This window comes from Methanococcus maripaludis C5 (genome assembly GCF_000016125.1).
Taxonomy (GTDB): Archaea; AGJL01; Methanococci; order Methanococcales; family Methanococcaceae; genus Methanococcus; species Methanococcus maripaludis_D.
Genome location: NC_009135.1, coordinates 387,878 through 408,918, shown reverse-complemented (window position 1 = coordinate 408,918; position 21,041 = coordinate 387,878). Strand labels below are relative to the sequence as shown.

Genomic DNA, 21,041 nt, shown 5'->3' with positions numbered 1-21,041 from the left:
AATTATATAAATAGATTCTTTTTATAAATTACAATAGTATTAACTCATTTCTTATCCAAGTTTTGGAGGGCATTTTCATGAAAGCAGATGCAGTGAAAATTAGTGACGGAGTTTACTGGGTTGGAACATACGACTGGGATATCCGATCATACCACGGATATACACTAAAAGGAACTACATATAACGCATACCTCGTATTTGGGGATGAAAAGGCAGCGTTAATTGACAACGTGTACCCTGGAACTTCTGCCCAGATGTGGGGAAGGATTAAAGATGCTTTTGAAAAAGAAGGAAAGGAATTCAATATCGATGTGGTTGTTCAAAATCACGTTGAAAAAGACCACAGTGGGGCTTTAGTTGAAGTTACTAAGAAGTTTCCAAACGCTCCAATTTACTGTACTGAAGTTGCAGTTGAAGGTTTAAAAAAACACTACGCAAGACTAAAAGATGCACCATTTAAAGTTGTAAAATCACTTGAAAGTATCGATTTAGGTGGAAAAACGCTTACATTTTTAGAAGCTCCACTTTTACACTGGCCTGACAGCATGTTTACACTCTACGCTGAAGAAGGAATTTTATTCTCAAACGATGCATTTGGACAACATTTGTGCCTTACTAAACGATTTGACTATGAAATTCCTGAAAATATTTTAATGGATGCAAATCAGAAGTTTTACGCAAATTTAATTACTCCACTCTCAAAACTTGTTTTAAAGAAGTTTGAGCAGGTGATTTCGTTAGGATTACTTGAAAAAATAAAAATGATTGCACCATCGCACGGCCAAATCTGGACTGATCCAGTGAAAGTAATCTCAGCATATCAAAATTTTGCAACAGGACAGTGTAAAAACAAAGCTACAATTGTATATGACACAATGCACTATTCCACTCAAAAAATGGCCCATGCGTTTGCAGAAGGCTTAATGTCAGAAGGAATCGAAGTTGTAATTTACAATTTACACGCTGATGAGAGAAGTGAAATTGTAAAAGATATTCTTGACAGTAAAGCCGTTTTATTTGGAATTCCAACCATTAACGACCAGCCTTTCCCAAGCATTGGAGATTTAATGTACTACTTAAGAGGACTTAGATTTGATAGGACAGGATTTAAGAAATTGGCGTTAACATTTGGTTCTATGGGTGGAAGAGGCGGTGCAATTGAAAAAATTGCAAACGAACTCAGTAGTTCTGGTTTTGATGTAGTTAATGAATATGAATTATACTACATTCCAAATGAAGAAGAACTTGAAAAATGCTATTCTCTTGGAAATGAGCTTGGAAAAAACATTAACGCTATTTAATTTATTTTTTAATAGAATAATCCTTTTTTAAACTTTAATTTTTAATTTTATGGCCCTTAAAATTTTTAGAAAAACTGTTTCGAATATCGTCACTTTTTAAATCATTTTTGCGAATTTCGTAGGGTTAATGTAATATTTAGGCTTCTTTATACCTATAATCGGAAATAAATAGAATAAAAATAAAATAATTTGAAAACAATGCCTCTGAACAGAAATTAATAAATATATTTAACTAAAGTAATATACCAATACATACAATATATCCTAAAATAAAACCTAAAATATACCCCTTAATATAAAATAGAGTAAAATAAATTTTGAAATTAAAAATAAAGGCATGTTTCAAAATTAATAAGATATATGGTGAAAATTATGGAACTTGTAAACGAACACAAAATCGGAATTTCAAAAGGTACGGCGCTTGAAAAAGAAGTTGGGGGAAACGTTAAAGGGGAATGCATGGAAGTTGGAATGTACCTTGCAATGGCTAGACAAGCACAAAGAGAAGGCCTCCCAGAAATTGCAGAAGTTTTAAAAACAATTGCATTTGAAGAAGCAGAACATGCTTCAAAATTCGTTGAAATGAATGGCGTAATTAAGGCCACATTAAAAGAAAACCTTGAGATGATGTATGAAGGTGAAACAATGGCCAACAACGAAAAAAAGGCAGCTGCAGATTTAGCTGAAAAAGAAGGGCTCGAGCACATCCATGATTTCTTTGAAGAAAGTTCAAGAGACGAAGCAAGACACGCTAAAATGTTAAAAGGAATTTTAGATAGATACTTTAAATAATTCTTTTTTTATTTTAACTGTTCCAATATAATTGCGGGACAGACTTTTTTGATTCCTTTAATTTTTCCCAACTTATTAAATATAATTTCTGAAAGTTCTTTTCCGTCTTTCGCCCAGATTTCTGTCATAATCATGTGATCCCCCGTTGAAGTAAAAACCTTTTTTACTTCCTCAAAGGTACAAAGTTCCTGTGCAACTGACAAAAAGTCTTCGGGGTTTGTATCAAATCCCGTTTGTGCAACAACATTGTAACCCATCTTTGGAGTATCGACCATCACGGAATATCCTTTTATTACCCCTTCTTCTTCCATTTTCTTAACTCTTTTTCTAACGGAACTTTCACTTGTCTTCAATTCCTTTGCAATCTCGGTAAAAGGTTTTCTTCCATCAGTTATCAAAAAATCAAGTATTTTCATGTCCTTTTCGTCCATAATTTTCACCATTTAACTTACCATAAAACAATATCATCCTTATTTCATGTTTTTTATATTGATATCAATCTATATATATACGTTATACATTATTATTAAGATAGATACATGACAAATTTGGACTTTTTTCGGAAACTTTTTTACCGACATGTTTTTAAATACTGATATGGTTTTATTAAATGATAATTTGGAGAAATCGGTGAAAAAATGGACTTTGTAGCAAAAAATCTTACAAAATTAAGGGAAACTAACCCACTCGTTCAAAACATTACCAATTACGTTGTAATGAACTCCACTGCAAATTCGCTTTTGGCACTTGGTGCTTCTCCTGTAATGGCCCATGCAATGGATGAATTAGAAGAAATGGTTTCGATTGCAAGTGCCTTAGTAGTAAACATTGGAACTCTTGATGAATACTGGATTCCGTCAATGGAAAAAGCTGCAAAAATTGCAAGTGACCTTAAAAAACCAATAATACTCGATCCAGTTGGTGCGGGTGCCACCAAATTAAGAACAAAAACAGCCTTAAAAATACTCGACTTTGCAGATATTTCAGTTTTAAGAGGAAATTTTGGTGAAATTGCTGCAGTTTTAGGGGAACATGGAAAAACAAGAGGCGTGGATAGTGCTGCATACGACAGTAATGAAGCTATCGAACTTTCTAAAAATGCTGCAAAAGAATTCAACACAGTTTCAGCAGTAACTGGCCCAGTCGACTATGTAAGCAATGGGAAAGAAATTTACGCAATTTCAAATGGACATCCAATGCTTTCAAAAGTTACAGGAACCGGCTGTGCGAGTACATCAATTATTGGTGCATTTTCCGCAGTTGATGAACCACTAAAAGCTGCTGTAAGTGGACTTACAGTTTATGGAATTTCTGCTGAAATGGCATTTAGCGAAGCCCCGTATCCAGGAACATTCCAAGCAAAAGTATACGACTGGCTATACAGAATTGATGAAAAATTAGTTTTCGAAAAAGCTAAGGTGAATAAATTTGAAATTTAAGGATAAATTAAAATTTTACGTAATAACTGACAGTAATTATTCAGATGAAGTTAGTTCTGTTGAAAAAGCTCTGAAAGGAGGTGCTTCATCCATTCAACTTCGAATGAAAACTTCAAGTACTCGTAAAATGATTGAAGTTGGAAATAAACTCAGAACATTAACGTCTGAATATGATGCCTTGTTTTTTGTAAACGACAGGCTCGATGTAGCGCAGGCCGTAAATGCGGATGGAATTCATGTTGGAATTGATGATATGCCTGTTTCAAAAATTAAAGAAATTGCACCTAATTTAATAATCGGAGCATCTGCATACAACATTGATGAAATGAAAACTGCAGAATATGAAGGTGCTGATTACTTAGGTGTTGGTGCGGTTTATTCCACAAATACAAAACTTGATGCGAGAAATCTTGGACTTGATGGGTTAAAAGATATTTCAAAAATTGCAAATCTTCCAATTGTTGCAATTGGTGGTATTAACCATTCAAATGTTGAAAATGTATTGGAATGCGGAGTATCGGGTGTTGCAGTTGTATCTGCAATCGTTGGTGCAGAAAATATCTTAAAATCCGCTGAAAACATGCATGAACTAATTAAAAAATATATAAAATAATCATCTTTTATTTTTCAATTTAATTAAAAATTATAATTTACATATTGGGACGTTTTCTAAACTATTTTGAGAGATTTTGACGATTTTAGTAAGGATAATGTTAAATATATTTCAGTACCATTAATAATTAGAACTAAATCTGTCGAAATTCAGAAAATTTTAAACGTGAAAGCCATGACTGTAGAAATCATTGTTGATAAGGAAAAGTGCACAGGTTGCGGTAAATGTTACGATAAGTGTCCAAAAGGCCCTAGAATTTATAAACAAGATGCTGACGGAAAATACTATGCATTTGATGTTTCTGACTGCCACAACTGTAAAATATGCGTTGCAGCATGCCCAGTTGGTGCAATCCAAGTTAATTTGAAAAAACGAATTATTGAAAAACAAGTACAAAAATTAAAAGAAAAATTCCACTAATATTATTCCACTTTTTTATAGATCCAAAAATACATATAGCAATGCTTCAAAATACTTCTGCCAATACTTATTTTTTAGTTACTTTTAAACCCACTCAGTTCAAAAATTAGATTTAAAAAATTTACAAATTTACACCATAATTTTTACGGTGATATTATCCAATCATCTGCTTCAGAAAACTTAAAAAATCCAGAATATCCATTTGGGTTGAAAAATGATGGCGAAATATTAGATTTATTTGAACCCGCTGTCAAAAAATGGTGGGTAAATAAATTTGAGCCCTATAAATCAATTAATAATGGATATTTTACGCCCCCCCAAAGACTTGCAATTCCAAAAATACACTTTGGAAGAAATACTTTAATTTGCAGTCCAACCGGAAGTGGAAAAACTCTTAGCAGCTTTATTGCAATTATAAACGAACTATTTAGAATTGAAAAAGAAGAAGGGCTAAAAAACAGCATTTATTGTCTCTACATCAGCCCGTTAAAAAGTCTTGCAAACGACATTCACGTAAATTTAGATGAACCATTAACAGAAATTAAAGAAATTTTAAAAGAAGATGGAAATGAAATCACGGGAATTAAACATGCAATAAGGCATGGAGACACTTCAAACTATGAAAAATCAAAAATGCTTAAAAATACGCCACATATTTTAAATACGACTCCAGAAACTCTTGCAATCATATTAAATTCACCAAAATTTAAAGAAAAGTTGAAAACTGTTCAGTGGGTAATTATCGATGAAATCCACGCACTTGCAGATAATAAAAGGGGAGTACACTTAAGCTTAAGCCTTGAAAGACTTCGAGAACTTACAAATCAGGAATTCTTAAGAATAGGATGCAGTGCAACTGTTGAACCTTTAGAAATGGTTGCAGACTACCTTGGAGGTTACTATGACGATGGATACAACCGGCCTGTTGAAATAGTCGATACAAGATTTGTTAGAGGATACGATCTAAAATTACTGTGTCCCGTTGATGATTTGATCAATAAAACTCCAAAAGAAATTTCTGAAAAACTCTATGAAAAACTTGATAGATTAATTCAAACCCACGAAAATACACTGATATTTACAAATACAAGAGGGGGTGCTGAAAGAGTTTTGTATAATCTTAGAAAGCGTTATCCTGAAAAATACGATGAAACAAATAGCGGATGCCACCACGGGAGCCTATCCAAAGAAAAAAGGCTCGAACTCGAAGAAAAGCTGAAAACTGGAAACCTAAAATTTGCAACAACTAGCAGCAGCCTTGAACTTGGTATTGATATGCCATATATCGATCTTGTTGTACAGGTTGGAAGCCCAAAAAGTGTTAAAACAATGCTTCAAAGAATTGGGAGGGCAGGACACGGGATTGGAAAGGTTGCAAAGGGTAGAATAATCGCACTTGATAGGGATGAACTTTTAGAGTGTGCTGTAATGCTAAAAAAAGCATTGGATGGATTTATCGATAAAGTACACATTCCAAAAGGCCCACTTGACGTTTTAATACAACATATTTACGGAATTGCGATAAATGGATACATCGAACTTGAAAGAGTAAAAAATATCGTTAGAAGAAGCTACAATTACCACGATATTACGGATGAAGATTTTAAAATTCTTTTAAATTATATGACTGCGTCATACGCAGGAATGGATGAAAAAAGGATATATTCTAAAATATGGTACGATCCAGACACCCAAATGATTGGAAAAACCGGAAGAACTGCGCGAGCAATTTATTACATGAATATCGGGACAATTCCGGATGATTTCAGCTGTGATGTTTATTTAAGAGGAACTACGGTTTGGATTGGAAAACTCGATGAACAGTATTTAGACAGGCTTGAAAAGGGCGATGTCTTTACACTTGGTGGAGAACATCTTAAATTTCAGTACCGACGGGGGAGTAAGGTTTATGTCGATAAAACAAGTGAAAGACCAAATATTCCTAGCTGGTACTCTGAAAGACTGCCTTTGAGCTACGACCTTGGAAGAAATATACTTCTTTTTAAAAAGGAAGCTGTTTCGAAATATAATGCAGGCCGACTTCTTGAACTTTTGAATGAATACCCGCTTGATTCAAATGCTACGAAAAGTCTTTACGGGCTTTTTAACCAGCAGATATTATACAAGGGAAACGATAGTGTTAGTACATTAAATAAAATGGTTGTGGAAGGCCATATTTTTGACAAAAAAATGCACTACTATTTCCACAGCAATTACGGAAGGAAATTTAACGATGGATTCAGCAGAGCTGTTGCTTACGCTTTGAGTAAACAGTACAAACTTGGAGTTTTGGTAAGTATTTCTGATACCGGATTTTCACTTGAATTTGCGAAAAATCAAAAAGTTGATATTGAAAGTGTAATTCGATCATTAACTCCCGAAAATATAAAAGATATCTTAAAACAGGCTCTTGATGGAACAAACCTCTTGAAAAGAATGTTTAGAATAAATGCAACAAGAAGCCTCATGATTTTGAGAAATTACATTGGGAATAAAAAATCTGCAAAAAAACAGCAAGTTAGCGCAGATCTTTTAATAAATTACGCAAAAAGCCTCGATAGATTTGCACCTCTTGAAGAAACTTTGCGGGAAATAATCGAAGATTCGCTTGAACTTGACAATATTCGTGAAGTTTTGGGCGAAATTAGAAGTGGAAAATTAAAAATTAAAGTAATAGATGTTCCAATTCCTACTCCGATGAGCTTTGGAATTGCCACACTCACTGCAAGTGATTCAGTCCTTGCTGAAAATAAAAACCAGCTTTTAAAAGATTTCCACCAGATGGTAATCAAAATGATTGAATATGAAAAGGGAATTTCGCTTGAGGAGTAAATATGGAAATCAACGGACATGAACTCCAGTTTAAAGATAATGCAGTATTTTTAGAGGAAACTAAAACATTGATACTTGCAGATGTCCACGTTGGAATGGAAGAATTTATTCGACGAACCGGTGTTTTATTTCCATTGAATGAAAAAAAAGAACTTCTAGAAAGGCTTAAAAATTTAATAGTTGAATTCAAGCCTGAAAAATTAGTTTTCTTAGGGGATTTTCTTCATCACTTTCAAAAAGTTCCATACAAAGTTTACGAAACGGTTCGAGAATTGAATTCTCTTTTAAAAAATTATGAAGTAATCATAATTCGCGGAAATCATGACATAATGCTCGAATACATACTCAAAGAAAATACCAATTTTAAAATTTTAGATTATTTACTTGAAGATAAAATTTTAATGGTTCATGGAGACAAAACATTTGACGTTGATTTTAACTTTGATCTCTTGATTATGGGTCATGAACATCCAGTTTTAGAAATAAATAAGCAGCGATTTCCTTCATATCTTGAAATAGTTCAAAATAACTTTGAAATACTTGTAACACCTGCATTTTCAAACATTGCATCAGGTGTTAAAATAAATGAACTTGAAAAAAACTTCATGTCACCCTACTTAAAAAAAGTTAAAAAAGAGGACATTTTTCCAATTGTTATTGGAGAAGAAGTTTTAAAATTTCCCGATCTTTCAAAAATCGAGAAATTCCTTTAATTTTTGATTTTAATTTATTTTTTATTTTGCTCTTGCTTCAGCGATTTCTGATTCGACTTCTTTTCCATCAATGTGCCTTAAAGCTTCTGCTTTTGCAGCCCATATCTCTTTATTGTACTCATCTTCAATTACATTTATAACATAATTGTAGCAGTCGACTGATTCTTCGTATCTTTCTAAATTGTAAAGCGCTTCTCCTTTCATGAGCCAGTATTTCGATTCTTCAGGGTTTAATTGAATTGCTTTTTCAAATAAATCTATTGATTCAGTGTAATTTCCAGCGTTATACTGCATAATTCCTTCAGAATAATATTCTTCGGGGTTTTGATCAGCGCATCCTGCAAAAATTATTGAAATCATGATACTGAGTATTATCAATCTAATTTTCAAAATATCCCTCATTTTTATCAATTTACTACAAAAACATTAATACAAAAAATGAAGCTAAAAAGCAGTAATATCCAAAAATTTTAAGTTTTCCGCCAATTACCATTTTTTTAACGAGATATAATCCTAAAAGTCCTGTTAAAAATGAAATAACGAATCCAAATAGCTGTTCTGCTGAAAAAGATACTTTTTGAAGTTCTAGTATCCCTGCACCAAATGTTACCGGAAGGCCCATTAAAAATGAATACTTCACAGCATCTTCTTTTTTCATCCCTAAAAAAAGCGCTGCAAAAAGTGTTGTTCCACTTCTTGAAATTCCTGGAAGAACTGAAAAAGCCTGAAATATTCCTACAATCATTGCATCCAGATACGGAATAGATTTAATTGTTTTTAAATTTTGATTCAGTTTATCTGAAAGAAGCATTAATATTCCAGTAATTGATAAAAAAACCCCTATCAAAAAAGTTGACGAAAAAACTGATTCTATAAAATCTCCAAAACATAATCCAACAATAACTGCCGGAATCGTTGATAAAACAAGTTTTGAAGCAAGGTTTATGTATTCGTTATCTTTTTTTGAAATCCCATTTACTATCTCAAAAACTTCTGATTTTACAAAAATCAAAACTGCCAAAAATGTTGCAAGGTGTAAAAATGCAAAATACCCAACATCTGGCGTGCTGTTAAAAATTGCAGTAAATATTGCAAGGTGTCCAGAACTTGAAATCGGTAAAAATTCAGTAAGTCCTTGAACTATTCCAAGAATTAATTCTTCCATTTTGTATAACCTGATTATTAGTTTGAGTTTCTATTGAATAGTATCTGTTCAATTAAATACTTTTTCCGTTACAAATAACTAAATACAAATACTTTAAATTAAATAATAAGTAGTTAGTTACACGATTTATTTTGTTTTATTTGGTGATTTCATGATTATTACGGTAGCTTCTGGAAAAGGTGGAGTTGGAAAAACCACAACGTCTGCAAATTTGGCGGTTGCACTGTCCAAACTCGGCAAAAAAACTATTGTAATTGATGGCGATATTTCAATGGCCAATTTAGGGCTAATATTTGATTTTGAAAAAAACAGGCCATCCATTCATGAAGTTCTCGCGGAAGAATGCTCTGTAAGAGATGCAATTTACGAACATAAAACCGGTGCTTTTGTACTTCCAGCAAGCCTTTCTATTGCAGGTTACAAAAAATCTGACCTCGATTTATTCCCTGATGTTATAAATGAAATTGCTGATGAATACGATTACGTAATTATCGATGCTCCAGCAGGTTTGAATAAAGATATGGCAATTCACCTTGCAATTGCAGATAAAATCCTTCTAGTAGTAACTCCTGAACTTTTTTCAATTGCTGATGCGATGAAAATTAAAGAAAGCAGTGAAATGGCAGGAACTAACGTAATGGGAATTGTTTTGAATAGAACTGGAAAAGATTTCGGTGAAATGGGGCCTGACGAAATTGAAATGATTTTGGAAGAAAGAATTGTTGGATTGATTCCGGAAGATGGGAATATCAGAAATGCAACCCTTAAAAAAATGGATGTAATCCAGTACAGCCCAAGAAGCCCTGCTTCAAAAGCATATACTGAATTAGCGCTAAAAGTTACCGGGTCATACGTTGACATGGATAAAATCGAAGAAATGTATAACGAAAGTTTCTTTGAAAAATTAAAAAGAAACATTTTTTCAAAATTTAAGAAATAATTACTTTTTTTTGAAATTTTTAAAATATTTAAAAAATAGAAAATTAAAATTTTATTTTTTGCAACTTCCACGTTCAAATTTGCATGACACGTCTGTTGGATATTCTCCGTTTAAACATGCTAAACAGAGGTCATCCCTTCCAATTGCCTCAACTAATCCTTCAACACTTAAATATGCAACTGAATTTGCACCGATCATTTCAGCTATTTCTTCATTGGTTTTTGAATTTGCAATTAATTCCTTTGTTGTAGCCATGTCTATTCCGTAAAAACATGGTGAAACAATTCTTGGAGACCCGATTCTCAAGTGAACCACTTTTGCACCTGCTTTTTTAACCATTTTCATGATTTTTCCAGAGGTAGTTCCCCGAACAATACTGTCATCTATTAAAAGAACTTTTTTATCTTTTAAAAGGTGTTTTACAGGGTTTAACTTCAATCTTACTGCAAGATCTCTTTCTTCCTGTGTTGGAAGGATGAATGTTCTTCCAATGTATCTATTTTTAATCAACGCTTCGTAGTAAGGACTTTCTGCTTCTTCAGTGTATCCTTGTGAAAAAATAATTCCCGAATCTGGAACTGGGGATACAATATCAACTTCTTCAGGAGCTTCTCTTGCTAAAATCTTTCCGATGTTTCTTCTTACCTCATAAACACTTACTCCATCGATTACTGAATCCGGTCTTGCAAAATAAACGTATTCAAACATGCAGGTAGATGCTTTTTCTTTTGCATTTGGTAATTTGTATGTTTTAAGTCCGTCTTTGTTTACAACAACCATCTCTCCAGGGGCAACGTCCCTTTCGAATTCAACATCAACAATATCAAGAGCACAACTTTCAGAACTGAAATAGTATGCGCCGTCATCTTTTCCAATACATAATGGCTTAAATCCGTTTGGATCCCTTATAGCGATCAATGTATCATCGTAGATAATTAAAAGAGAGTAAGCACCGTTTAATTTTTTTGTCACATTTGTGACTGCAGAAATAATATCATCGTTTTTCAAAAGTTCCCTAACTAAAAGTTGAGCAATAACTTCAGAATCCGTTGTAGAAACAAAAATATGTCCTTTTTTTTCGAGTTCATTTTTTAATTCTTTTGAATTTACAATATCTCCATTGTGGGTAATTGCAATTTTTCCAAAAGTGCTGTTTACGACAAATGGCTGACAGTTTTCAATTGTGTTTCTGCCGGTTGTAGAGTACCTTACATGACCTACGCCAATGTGACCGTACAAATTTTGTAATTCTTTGTTTGAAAATACTTCCGGAACCAATCCCAATCCCTTGTAGTGGCCTATTTCTTTGCCGTTTCCGACAGCGATTCCAGCACCTTCTTGCCCCCTGTGCTGAAGCGCGTAAAGGCCATAGTAAACTTTTTTGACAATGTTACTTTTTTCATGAGAATAAATTCCAAAGATTCCACACATGATTATCACAGAATAAGATTGATAGAATAACTAAATTATACTGATATATAAGTGTTACAAAAATTGAGTTTAAACGAGTGTAAAAAAGTTAGTTTGGATTTTTATTTTAAGTAATAAAAAAGAAAGTGGGTGTATTATTTTACTCTGTTTCCTTTTCCGGTAACTTTTTTCCATTGCCATGCAAATCTTTTGATTTTTGAGCTTTTACCAAATCCGCATGCGGCACATACTTTTTTTCTTACGTGGAATGATCTTCTTCCACATCTTCTACATACAATATGGTTTGAACCTTTATTGTGTTTACCTTGTGATGGTGTTCCTTTTGTCATTTACTTCACCGTGTTTATCTTTAACCTTATTCGATATATCGAGATCACATAAAAAATTAACTGTTGAATCGAAGAAATTATAATGAAACGTAAAGTACGTTGTCTCCTCTTACGACTAACATTGGGAACTCTTTTTCTTCATCGTTTTCGATTTTAGCGTTTTCTAAAGCAACGTTCATGTGTAAGTCGTATGCTTTTAATCTTCCTTTAACAACTTTTCCGTCTTTTAAGAAAACTGTTACGTTTGTATTGATTGATTTACCTAAAGCGTCTAATGGTCTTTGTGTATCCATCATATTCGCACCTCGCATAATAAAAAAACAACTGCTAATTCTAATTCGTAGAAATAAATAAATAGTTCTGATATATAATACTTTCCAAGTAAGTACGCCTTATTTGTCATATGGTGCTATATGGAGGTATAAACATGGCAATGACCCTAGCTGAAAAAATTTTGGCAAAAGCTTCAGGAAATACTCAGGTTTCACCTGGAGACATCGTTATGGCTAAAGTAGAAACCGCGATGGTTCATGATATCACTGGACCACTTTCCGTAAATACCCTCAAAAAAGAAGGTATTTCAAAAGTCTGGGACAATGAAAAGATTGTGATTCCATTCGACCACCAAATACCTGCTGATAGCATCAACGCTGCTGAAAATCATATATTGATGAGAAACTTTGTAAAAGAACAAAACATCAAACACTTCTACGACATTCGAGAAGGAGTTTGTCACCAGGTTCTCCCAGAAAAAGGACATATAGTTCCAGGAACTGTTGTAGTCGGTGCAGACAGCCACACCTGTACCTACGGTGCATTTGGTGCATTTGCAACAGGAATTGGAAGCACCGACATGGCCGCAGCATTTGCAACTGGTGAATTATGGTTTAAAGTTCCAGAAACACTTTACTTCAATATAACAGGAGAATTGAAACCAGAAGTAATGTCAAAAGATGTAATTTTGAGCATTATTGGAATGGTTGGAGCTGATGGTGCAACATACAAAGCTGCACAGTTTGCAGGAAACACTGTTGACAACATGACTATTGCATCAAGAATGACCATGTCAAACATGGCTATCGAAATGGGCGGAAAAGCAGGACTGATTGCTCCTGACGATAAAACAATTAATTATGTAAAAAATGCAATGGAAATGAACAACACTGCAAAACCATTCGAATTTATTCTTGGAGATAAAGATGCAGAATTTGAAAAAAAATTCGAAATCGATGTAAGCAACCTTGAACCTGTTATGGCATGCCCTCACAACGTGGACAATGTAAAAGCTGTTAGAGAAGTTGCTGGAACTCCAATTGATCAGGTATTCATTGGTTCATGTACAAATGGAAGACTTGAAGATTTGAGAGCTGCTTTAGAAGTTATTGAAAAACATGGCGGAATTTCAAAAGACATCCGAGTTGTTGTAACTCCTGCGTCAAGAAGCATTATGCTTGAAGCTATTGATGAAGGATTAATTAAAAAATTCTACCAGTACGGTTGTGTTGTAACAAATCCGTCATGTTCTGCATGTATGGGTGCATTATACGGGCTTTTAGGCCCTGGAGAAGTTGGAATTGCAACATCAAACAGAAACTTCAGAGGAAGAGAAGGCTCATTAGAATCAGACGTTTACCTTGCATCACCAATTACTGCTGCAGCATGTGCTGTTAAGGGAGAAATTGTTGATCCAAGAGATCTGTAAATAAACTAAAAATATTATTTTTCTATTTTTTTAAATTTTAATGTAAAAAGAAAAAAAAGAATTTTTATTTTGATGTTAATTTTTTCAAAATATCAAAGGAACTCAGAGTTCCAACAATTTTATCGTTCTCAACGACAGGGTATGCAAAAACTTCGTTTGTTATCATTTCGGAGATTAACTCGTCTGAAAGTTCATCGTTCGGATTTATTGTTTTAATTTCGTCTAAAAAAAGCATTGCTTCTTCTGTTTTAACGTGTTTACATCCAGTAAGTAAATCTAGTGCAGTAACCCATCCAACAATTTCTTCGTCTTCAATTACGGGTGCATAGCTTTTTTTATTTTTATATAACGACTGAACTACTTCACCTACAATATCGTTTGGAGAAACTCTTAAAAAATTTTCGTTCATGACATCTTTTACAATCATAAAACCACCAAATAGGTAAAAAAAGATTTGAAAGTTTTTAAATAAATTTTATTTCTTAAACGGTTCTTTTAAAACCATTAACCTGTCAGTACATGTAAAGCAAGGATCACAACTTGCAATAATTAATTCTGCGTCACTTACGTGGTATCCTTTTACAATATCTTCCATTGCACCAAGATTGGTTGCAGTTGGAGTTCTGATTTTTGCCTGCCTCACTAGTCCTTCGTCATCCAACCCGTATGAATAGTACTGTTCTCCCCTTTGAGCTTCGGTGTAACAGTTTATCGGCTTAAATTCGTTTAATTCGTAATTTGGATTGTATATTCTTTTGTCAGAGGTATCTTTTAAAGCATCAAGCGCCTGTCTTATGATTTTAACACTTTCAAGGCACTCGTAAAACCTTACCGCAAGCCTTGCAAAAACATCTCCGCTGTCAAATAATATTTCGTCAAAGTCGTAAGGATCATATTCTGGAACCCATCCCCACTTCCGCATATCTGATTTTACGTTGCTACCTCTTGCAGTGGGACCTACTGCGTGGAATTTCGCAGCTGTTTTTCTATCCATTACCCCTACATCTTTTACTCTTGAAATAATCATCGGATCATTTAACATTCTTTCGATAAATTTAGTTAAACCTTCTTCATATTGTGAGATTTTATCATGTATATGTGAAATTTGAGTTTCAGAGATATTACATCTTGGCCTAATTCCACCAATTATCGGACATGAGTAGTGAACCCTACTTCCAGAAATTTCAAAAAATACCTGCATAATAGGTTCCCTTAACATAAAACATCTCATAGACATTGTTTCGTGGCCCAATATCTCAAAAGCGTGTCCAAAAAGTAATGTATGTGAGTGAAGTCTCTCCAATTCTTCCACAATAATTCTTATGTGGTTTGCACGTTCTGGAACTTCGATGTTGCATCCAATTTCAGCAACTCTTGCCGCACTCCAGAGGTGAATATGCGAACAGATTCCACAAATTTTTTCACATAATATACATGCTTTCTCAACGGGAAGTCCTTCCATTAATCGTTCAACGCCCCTGTGATTCACACCAATTGTAAGTTCTGCATCTTTTACGATTTCATCTTCAATAAATAATCTCAATCTGTGGGGTTCAAGCATTGTAGAGTGTACTGGCCCGATTGCAATTTCTCCTTCGTACATGATTTTTCCCTTCCAAAAATACTTAAATAATTCCTAAAATTTTGATAAATTTAAGATTTAAATTTTAAAAATATCATTATCAATTATGATAATTAGTAAGTATTCCTCTGCATTTATATTATTAATGATTATTTGTTTTAGGTATTAGCCTCCTGTATAATAGCTTGTTCGAATGTGCAAATATATATCAAGTTTTAAAATAAAAATTAATTATGGAGGGAGGTGAAGTTGAATGGTTTTAAAATCTAGTGAATTTAATCCAGATTTTCCAAAGCAGATTATTGAAGCTGGCGAATGGATATTTGGAAAAAATGCATCTTCTTTTCAAAAATGTTACCAGTGCGGAACCTGTACTGGTGCATGTCCAAGTGGAAGAATAACACCACTTAGAACTAGAAAATTGATAAGAAGTGCCCTTGCAGGAATTGACAGTATTTTATCAAGTGATGACCTTTGGATGTGCACAACGTGCTATGAATGCTATGAAAAGTGTCCAAGGGAAGTAAAAATAACCGACATTATTAAAATTGTAAGAAATGTTGCTGCTGAAAAAGGTTATATTGCAGAACCGCACCGAAAAACCAGTTTGCTTGTCTTTAAAACTGGCCACGCTGTCCCAGTTAACGATGAAATTAAAAAAGCAAGGTTGGCAATAGGATTAACTGAAATACCTCCAACAACCCACAAATACCCTGAAGCTCTGGAAATGGTAAGGGATATCATGGATGAACTAAATTTCTGCAAAAAAGTTGGAATTTGCAGGGAAACTATGGACTTAGAACCATTAAATGTTCAAAAAACTGGGGAATAGGGGTGAATTAAAATGAGTGAATCTGATTTTGAATACATGTTCTTTTTGGGATGTATTGCACCAAATAGGTATCCTGGAATCGAAAGTGCGACATATAAAGCACTTGACAAACTCGGAATAACTTTGCATCCATTTGAACAGGCTTCTTGCTGTCCTGCACCAGGGGTATTTGGTTCTTTTGACCTTATGACATGGCTTACAATTGCTGCAAGAAATATCGTGATGGCAGAACAGGCCGATTTGGATATTTTAACAATATGTAATGGTTGCTATGGATCATTGTTTGAAGCAAACCACATTTTACAGGAAAATGAGAAAGCAAGAAATAAGGTAAATGAGGTTCTTTCAAAACACGGTCTTGAGTTTACGGGAAAATCAGAAGTAAGACACTTGACTGAAGTACTTTATTTCGATTATGGGCCTGAAAAAATTGCTGAAAGAGTGGAAGAACCACTTGATTTAAATATTGCGGTTCACTATGGTTGCCACTACTTAAAGCCGACCGATGTAAAACACATTGAAAGTTCGGAAGTTCCAAAATCGCTTGATGGACTCGTTGAAGCTATCGGGGCAAAATCAATATACTATAAAGACAAAAATATGTGTTGTGGAGCAGGAGGTGGAGTAAGGGCTAGAAACCCAGAAGTTGCACTTGAAATGGCCGAAACCAAAGTTAAAAATATACTCTCAGTGGGGGGTGATTGTGTAACTGAGGTATGTCCATTCTGTCATTTGCAGTTTGATCGAGGTCAGATTGAAATGAAAGAAACTTTTGGAAGAGAATATCAATTACCAGTTATTCATTATGCTCAGTTGCTTGGTATGGCAATGGGTATGACCCCTAAAGAAGTTGCACTTGATCTTCACTTTATTTCTGCAGATCCAGTAACTGAAAAGCTCGGATTAAAATAAATAATAAAAAAATACTAACATGATTTCAAAACGGAGGGGATATTTATGAAAGAAGGTGTTTTTTTCGGAGAAGGAATGAAAATTGTAAAAGAAGACTATCCAGATATTTACGAAGCTGTTGTCGGATTAAATAAAGCAGCATTTACTGGAAAAGTTTTAGACTACAAAACTCAAAAATTAATCGCTATTGGAATCGTTGCATCTACTGGAGACGAAACCGCAACAGAAAAGCAGATGCGAAGTGGAATGACCGAATTAAATATTACTAAAGAAGAAATAATTGATGCACTACGGGTTGTATTATTAACTTCTGGAATGCCCGCATTTACAAAGGCCATGAAAATGGTTAGCAAATTATAATTGGGGGGGATACAATGGGTTGTGTAAGTGCTCAAACACTTAAAGAAGGAACCGATTTTGAAAAAAAGCATGTTCCAATGATAGAATGTAAAAGTTCAGTGAAACCTGACGAAATTTATGAAGTAAAAATTCATACCGCAGGGGTAGAACATCCGATGGAAGATGGACATTTTATCCAGTTTATTGAATTAAACGTGGAAGAATACCCGCTTTTAAGAGTTCAGCTAACACAACATTCTAAACCAGATGTTGTTGTAAAAATAAAAGCTCCAAATGAAGAACATAACGGAAATACCCTTAAACTCATTGCATACATGTTCTGCAACCTTCACGGGCTTTGGAAATACGAAAAAGAAGTAAAAATTGAATAAAAAAACTAAATTTGGTGATTCAATGATTACTACAAACCATCCACTTAGTGAAGCATTAAAAGATATTGAAAACTTCAAACTTGGCCTAGCAGATTATTTTAAAGACAAAAACGTGTTTCCCATAAAAAATAAAGTTGAACTTGGAAGTGCACTACCTTGCGGAATTTCTATGCCTTGCGGAGAACTAGAAGCTGGAGAACTTGTTAAATTTTTAAACGACAGTGATTTTCCAATAAAAAATGCAGAAGATCTTGCAATGAAATTATCTAAAAGTTGCAGCATTCAATAATCCATATACGATAGGGGGTTTAAGATATGGATAGCAAGTTAAGATACGAAATAGAGGAACAGATCAATAAAGAATTCTATTCAGCATACCTATACCTTGCAATGTCAAATTATGCAGAAACTGAGGGGTTTAAAGGAATTTCAAACTGGTTCATAGTTCAAGCTCAGGAAGAAATGGGCCATGCAATGAAATTTTACAAATACCTGCACGATATGGGTGAAACCCTTCAGCTAAATGCAATTGACAAACCTGAACCAGACTGGAATTCTATCACAGATGTATTTGAAAATGGATTGAATCATGAAAAATACGTAACAGGGCGAATCCATAAATTGATGGATATTGCACATGAAGTAAAAGATTATGCAGCAATTTCAATGCTTCAATGGTTTGTAAATGAACAAATTGAAGAAGAATCTTCATTTAGAGACATTCTTGACAGATTGAAATTAACTGGTGGGGACATAAATTACGTTATGATACTTGATGGAGACCTCGGACAAAGAGTCAGAACTCCGCCCCAAAGTGAAAAAACAACAACAAAAACTGCATAAGGTGAAAATATGGTATGGTGGAAATGTTCAAACTGCGGATACATGTTTGAAGGCGATGCTGGAAAAGTTCCTGAAAAATGTCCAAACTGTGGTGAAATCTGTACTTTCTACGATGTAAGTTGTTATACTCCAGAATGCGGATTTGAAGGCTACGATCCAAAAATTGCTGGAAAAAGAAATGAAGAAAGCAGACTTTAACTAATTATTATTTTTTTAGAGGGGGTAAATTATGAAAGCTTGTTTTTTGATATTTACGTATGATAAAGGGGGAAAACCATACGTTCCAATAATATTCCATGCACTGCTCTTTGCAAAAGAAATGAAAGAAAAAGGAGACGAAGTAAAAATTGTCTTTGAAGGAGAAGCTGTTAAATGGTTCAATGAACTTTTAAAAGCAGATCATCCGTTAAAAGATCATGTTGAAGCATTGAAAGATGATTTTGTAGCTTGTGAAGCATGCTCCCATATGTTCGATGTTTTTACAAGCATAAAGGGAAAAATTGCTCTTGAAAACGAGCTTCACGGACATGTAAGTCTCAAAAAATATCTTGACAATAGCTACACTGTTGTCGAATTCTAATTTATTTAACTTTTTTTAGGGTGTGGTTATGGCAGTTGTTTTAAAAGAAGATGTCTACTGGGTAGGGGCAATCGACTGGAATATCAGAGAATTTCACGGTTACGAAACTAAAGACGGTTCCAGCTACAATTCATACCTAATTGTGGATGAAAATATTGTTTTGATAGATACTGTAAAAAAATACATGTTTGACGAATTTTACAGTAGAATTAAAAAAATAGTTGATCCTGAAAAAATAGATTATATCGTTGTAAACCACGTTGAAATGGATCACAGCAGTTCTTTAGAAAAAATTATGGAAATTTCAAAAGCTACAATAATAACAAACGCAAAAGCAAAAGAACATCTGGAATTGCACTACACTACAAAAGATTGGGAATATATAATCGTTGATTCTGGAGATTCAACAAATATTGGAAATAGAAATTTAACATTTGTTAAAACTCCGATGCTCCACTGGCCAGACAACATGGTAACATATTGCCCTGAAGATAAAATACTGTTTTCAAACGATGCATTTGGACAGCACATCGCATCAAGTGAACGATTTGACTTTGAAATCGATTATGCAATAGATTCTGCAAAAGAGTACTTTGCAAATATACTTCTTCCTTACAGGACACTTATCCCAAATGCGGTTAAAACAGTAGATACTCTTGAAACTGATTTAATCTGTCCTTCTCACGGCATTATCTGGAAAGACGATATTTCAAAAATTAAAGAAAAATATCTTGAATTTGCATCGAACGATGTTTCTGAAAAGGCCATAATTGTATACGATACAATGTACAAATCAACTGAAAAAATCGGTCTTTCAATCGCAGAAGGCCTAATGGAGGGTAATGTGGAAGTTAAAGTCTATAAAATATCTGAAACTCCAATAAGTAAAATAATTGCAGAAATTCTGGATGCAAAATATGTGCTTGTAGGTTCTCCTACGCTCAATATTAATTTATATCCCGAAGTTGCCAGATTTTTAAAATATATGGAAGGATTGAAACCAAATAAAAAAATTGCAGTAGCATTTGGTTCTTATGGCTGGGCAGAGAGTGCTACAAAACATATTAAAAATACTTTCAACATATTATCTTTTGATCCTGTAGAAGACGAATGCCTAACTTGCAGATTTGTTCCGGATGAAGAACATCTTAAAAAATGCTACGAATTTGGAAAAAAACTTGCGAAAATGTAAAAAATGAGGGGATAACTAATGGGTAAACCGACACTAGTTTATACAACATTTCCAAGCCTTGAAAATGCGAAATCTATCGTAGGATACCTTTTGGAGAAAAAAATGATAGCCTGTGCAAATTTAAGAGAACATGAAGCACACTATTTTGAATATGGTGACATTGTAATAAAAACTGAAGTTGGAGCATTTTTAAAAACTGCTGAAAACAAGTGGGATGTCTTAAAAGACATGATTAATGAAATACACCCATTTGAAACTCCAGTAATCTTAAAAATAACTATCGATGATTCAAACGAAGAATTCAAAACTTGGATCTGCGATACAACCAAATAATTAATCTTTTTTGAACTTTTAATTCCAAAATTACCGCCATTTATTTTAATTATACTTACATGGGAGTGTTATATACTTGCACAATCATAATTATTTTTAATTAAATTTATTGTATGGTGATTGGGATGAAAGAATTAAAATTAAAAATAAGTGGAATGAGCTGTCAGATGTGTGTAAAAACCATTAAAAACCTTTTAAGTGAACTTGAAGGAATAATAACTGTTGATATCGACTTAGAAAATGGAAAGGGAATAATAACTTACGATGAAAATATATTAAATGAAGAAAAAATTTTAAAAAATGAAGCTTTTGAACTCTACCCTGCAGAAAAACTAATTTAATAAATTTGGGGATTCCTT

At 33.8% G+C, this 21,041-nt stretch carries 28 protein-coding genes; 20 read left to right on the top strand and 8 right to left on the bottom strand.

Going from position 1 to position 21,041, the window contains the following annotated elements:
* Nucleotides 1–77: 77 nt before the first annotated feature.
* Complete coding sequence (locus MMARC5_RS02285; RefSeq protein ID WP_011868220.1) at nucleotides 78–1,301, top strand: FprA family A-type flavoprotein; 1,224 nt, start codon at nucleotides 78–80, stop codon at nucleotides 1,299–1,301.
* A gap of 372 nt (nucleotides 1,302–1,673) precedes the next feature.
* Entirely contained in the window at nucleotides 1,674–2,093 is a 420-nt protein-coding gene (locus MMARC5_RS02280) for a ferritin-like domain-containing protein (RefSeq protein ID WP_011868219.1), read from the top strand.
* A gap of 8 nt (nucleotides 2,094–2,101) precedes the next feature.
* Here the strand turns inward: MMARC5_RS02280 and MMARC5_RS02275 are convergent, their stop codons facing one another.
* Nucleotides 2,102–2,524, bottom strand: a complete 423-nt coding sequence (locus MMARC5_RS02275) for an AsnC family transcriptional regulator (RefSeq protein WP_011868218.1) — start codon at nucleotides 2,522–2,524, stop codon at nucleotides 2,102–2,104.
* Nucleotides 2,525–2,731: 207 nt separating this feature from the next.
* Here MMARC5_RS02275 and thiM point away from each other — a divergent pair, with 207 nt between their 5' ends.
* The 5 genes from thiM (at nucleotide 2,732) to MMARC5_RS02250 (ending at nucleotide 8,110) form a co-directional block, all read left to right on the top strand.
* Nucleotides 2,732–3,532 carry a hydroxyethylthiazole kinase gene (thiM, locus tag MMARC5_RS02270; RefSeq protein WP_011868217.1) on the top strand — a complete coding sequence of 267 codons (801 nt, stop codon included), beginning with the start codon at nucleotides 2,732–2,734 and terminating at the stop codon, nucleotides 3,530–3,532.
* Nucleotides 3,522–4,145, top strand: a complete 624-nt coding sequence (thiE, locus tag MMARC5_RS02265) for a thiamine phosphate synthase (protein WP_011868216.1) — start codon at nucleotides 3,522–3,524, stop codon at nucleotides 4,143–4,145. Before thiM ends, thiE begins: the two co-directional genes overlap by 11 nt.
* A gap of 174 nt (nucleotides 4,146–4,319) precedes the next feature.
* Nucleotides 4,320–4,565, top strand: coding sequence for a 4Fe-4S binding protein (locus MMARC5_RS02260; protein ID WP_011868215.1), 246 nt, complete (start codon nucleotides 4,320–4,322; stop codon nucleotides 4,563–4,565).
* Nucleotides 4,566–4,772: 207 nt separating this feature from the next.
* Entirely contained in the window at nucleotides 4,773–7,397 is a 2,625-nt protein-coding gene (locus MMARC5_RS02255; RefSeq protein WP_011868214.1) for an ATP-dependent helicase, read from the top strand.
* Between the two features lie 2 nt (nucleotides 7,398–7,399).
* Nucleotides 7,400–8,110 (top strand): metallophosphoesterase, encoded by a 711-nt coding sequence (locus tag MMARC5_RS02250; protein WP_011868213.1) that lies wholly within the window; start codon nucleotides 7,400–7,402, stop codon nucleotides 8,108–8,110.
* Between the two features lie 21 nt (nucleotides 8,111–8,131).
* Here the strand turns inward: MMARC5_RS02250 and MMARC5_RS02245 are convergent, their stop codons facing one another.
* On the bottom strand, nucleotides 8,132–8,500 hold the full coding sequence (locus MMARC5_RS02245; protein ID WP_231288456.1) for a tetratricopeptide repeat protein: 369 nt from the start codon (nucleotides 8,498–8,500) through the stop codon (nucleotides 8,132–8,134).
* A 25-nt stretch (nucleotides 8,501–8,525) separates the two neighbouring features.
* Nucleotides 8,526–9,275: an undecaprenyl-diphosphate phosphatase gene (locus tag MMARC5_RS02240; protein WP_011868211.1), complete on the bottom strand. Its 750-nt coding sequence runs from the start codon at nucleotides 9,273–9,275 to the stop codon at nucleotides 8,526–8,528.
* A 151-nt stretch (nucleotides 9,276–9,426) separates the two neighbouring features.
* Here MMARC5_RS02240 and minD point away from each other — a divergent pair, with 151 nt between their 5' ends.
* Nucleotides 9,427–10,215: a cell division ATPase MinD gene (minD, locus tag MMARC5_RS02235; RefSeq protein ID WP_011868210.1), complete on the top strand. Its 789-nt coding sequence runs from the start codon at nucleotides 9,427–9,429 to the stop codon at nucleotides 10,213–10,215.
* 51 nt (nucleotides 10,216–10,266) lie between these two features.
* On the opposite strand, the gene purF is transcribed toward minD, so the two are convergent.
* The 3 genes from purF to MMARC5_RS02220 form a co-directional block, all read right to left on the bottom strand.
* Nucleotides 10,267–11,646, bottom strand: coding sequence for an amidophosphoribosyltransferase (purF, locus tag MMARC5_RS02230; protein ID WP_011868209.1), 1,380 nt, complete (start codon nucleotides 11,644–11,646; stop codon nucleotides 10,267–10,269).
* A 134-nt stretch (nucleotides 11,647–11,780) separates the two neighbouring features.
* On the bottom strand, nucleotides 11,781–11,975 hold the full coding sequence (locus tag MMARC5_RS02225) for a 50S ribosomal protein L37e (protein ID WP_011868208.1): 195 nt from the start codon (nucleotides 11,973–11,975) through the stop codon (nucleotides 11,781–11,783).
* Nucleotides 11,976–12,052: 77 nt separating this feature from the next.
* Entirely contained in the window at nucleotides 12,053–12,271 is a 219-nt protein-coding gene (locus tag MMARC5_RS02220) for an LSm family protein (protein ID WP_011868207.1), read from the bottom strand.
* A 131-nt stretch (nucleotides 12,272–12,402) separates the two neighbouring features.
* On the opposite strand from MMARC5_RS02220, the gene MMARC5_RS02215 reads away from it, so the two are divergent.
* Nucleotides 12,403–13,677: a 3-isopropylmalate dehydratase large subunit gene (locus MMARC5_RS02215; protein ID WP_011868206.1), complete on the top strand. Its 1,275-nt coding sequence runs from the start codon at nucleotides 12,403–12,405 to the stop codon at nucleotides 13,675–13,677.
* 64 nt (nucleotides 13,678–13,741) lie between these two features.
* Here MMARC5_RS02215 and MMARC5_RS02210 read toward each other — a convergent pair whose 3' ends face one another.
* Entirely contained in the window at nucleotides 13,742–14,104 is a 363-nt protein-coding gene (locus tag MMARC5_RS02210; protein WP_011868205.1) for a CBS domain-containing protein, read from the bottom strand.
* 48 nt (nucleotides 14,105–14,152) lie between these two features.
* Entirely contained in the window at nucleotides 14,153–15,280 is a 1,128-nt protein-coding gene (locus MMARC5_RS02205; RefSeq protein ID WP_011868204.1) for a hydrogenase large subunit, read from the bottom strand.
* A 232-nt stretch (nucleotides 15,281–15,512) separates the two neighbouring features.
* Between MMARC5_RS02205 and hdrC the strand changes: the two genes are divergently transcribed.
* The 11 genes from hdrC (at nucleotide 15,513) to MMARC5_RS02150 (ending at nucleotide 21,023) form a co-directional block, all read left to right on the top strand.
* Nucleotides 15,513–16,091 carry a CoB--CoM heterodisulfide reductase subunit C gene (hdrC, locus tag MMARC5_RS02200; RefSeq protein ID WP_011868203.1) on the top strand — a complete coding sequence of 193 codons (579 nt, stop codon included), beginning with the start codon at nucleotides 15,513–15,515 and terminating at the stop codon, nucleotides 16,089–16,091.
* Nucleotides 16,092–16,103: 12 nt separating this feature from the next.
* Entirely contained in the window at nucleotides 16,104–17,003 is a 900-nt protein-coding gene (hdrB, locus tag MMARC5_RS02195) for a CoB--CoM heterodisulfide reductase subunit B (protein WP_011868202.1), read from the top strand.
* Between the two features lie 45 nt (nucleotides 17,004–17,048).
* Nucleotides 17,049–17,363, top strand: a complete 315-nt coding sequence (locus MMARC5_RS02190; protein ID WP_011868201.1) for a carboxymuconolactone decarboxylase family protein — start codon at nucleotides 17,049–17,051, stop codon at nucleotides 17,361–17,363.
* Between the two features lie 14 nt (nucleotides 17,364–17,377).
* The gene (locus MMARC5_RS02185; RefSeq protein ID WP_011868200.1) at nucleotides 17,378–17,734 is read left to right on the top strand and encodes a class II SORL domain-containing protein; all 357 of its coding nucleotides are present in this window, start codon (nucleotides 17,378–17,380) and stop codon (nucleotides 17,732–17,734) included.
* Between the two features lie 22 nt (nucleotides 17,735–17,756).
* On the top strand, nucleotides 17,757–18,023 hold the full coding sequence (locus tag MMARC5_RS02180; RefSeq protein WP_011868199.1) for an MTH865 family protein: 267 nt from the start codon (nucleotides 17,757–17,759) through the stop codon (nucleotides 18,021–18,023).
* 26 nt (nucleotides 18,024–18,049) lie between these two features.
* Nucleotides 18,050–18,577, top strand: a complete 528-nt coding sequence (locus tag MMARC5_RS02175; RefSeq protein WP_011868198.1) for a ferritin — start codon at nucleotides 18,050–18,052, stop codon at nucleotides 18,575–18,577.
* A gap of 9 nt (nucleotides 18,578–18,586) precedes the next feature.
* Nucleotides 18,587–18,775, top strand: coding sequence for a rubredoxin-like domain-containing protein (locus MMARC5_RS02170; protein ID WP_011868197.1), 189 nt, complete (start codon nucleotides 18,587–18,589; stop codon nucleotides 18,773–18,775).
* 31 nt (nucleotides 18,776–18,806) lie between these two features.
* A complete protein-coding gene (locus tag MMARC5_RS02165) occupies nucleotides 18,807–19,157 on the top strand; it encodes a DsrE family protein (protein WP_011868196.1) in 351 nt (116 codons plus the stop codon).
* 28 nt (nucleotides 19,158–19,185) lie between these two features.
* The gene (locus MMARC5_RS02160; RefSeq protein WP_011868195.1) at nucleotides 19,186–20,349 is read left to right on the top strand and encodes an FprA family A-type flavoprotein; all 1,164 of its coding nucleotides are present in this window, start codon (nucleotides 19,186–19,188) and stop codon (nucleotides 20,347–20,349) included.
* A gap of 18 nt (nucleotides 20,350–20,367) precedes the next feature.
* Complete coding sequence (gene cutA / locus MMARC5_RS02155) at nucleotides 20,368–20,682, top strand: divalent cation tolerance protein CutA (protein ID WP_011868194.1); 315 nt, start codon at nucleotides 20,368–20,370, stop codon at nucleotides 20,680–20,682.
* 125 nt (nucleotides 20,683–20,807) lie between these two features.
* Entirely contained in the window at nucleotides 20,808–21,023 is a 216-nt protein-coding gene (locus MMARC5_RS02150) for a heavy-metal-associated domain-containing protein (protein WP_011868193.1), read from the top strand.
* Nucleotides 21,024–21,041: the final 18 nt, after the last annotated feature.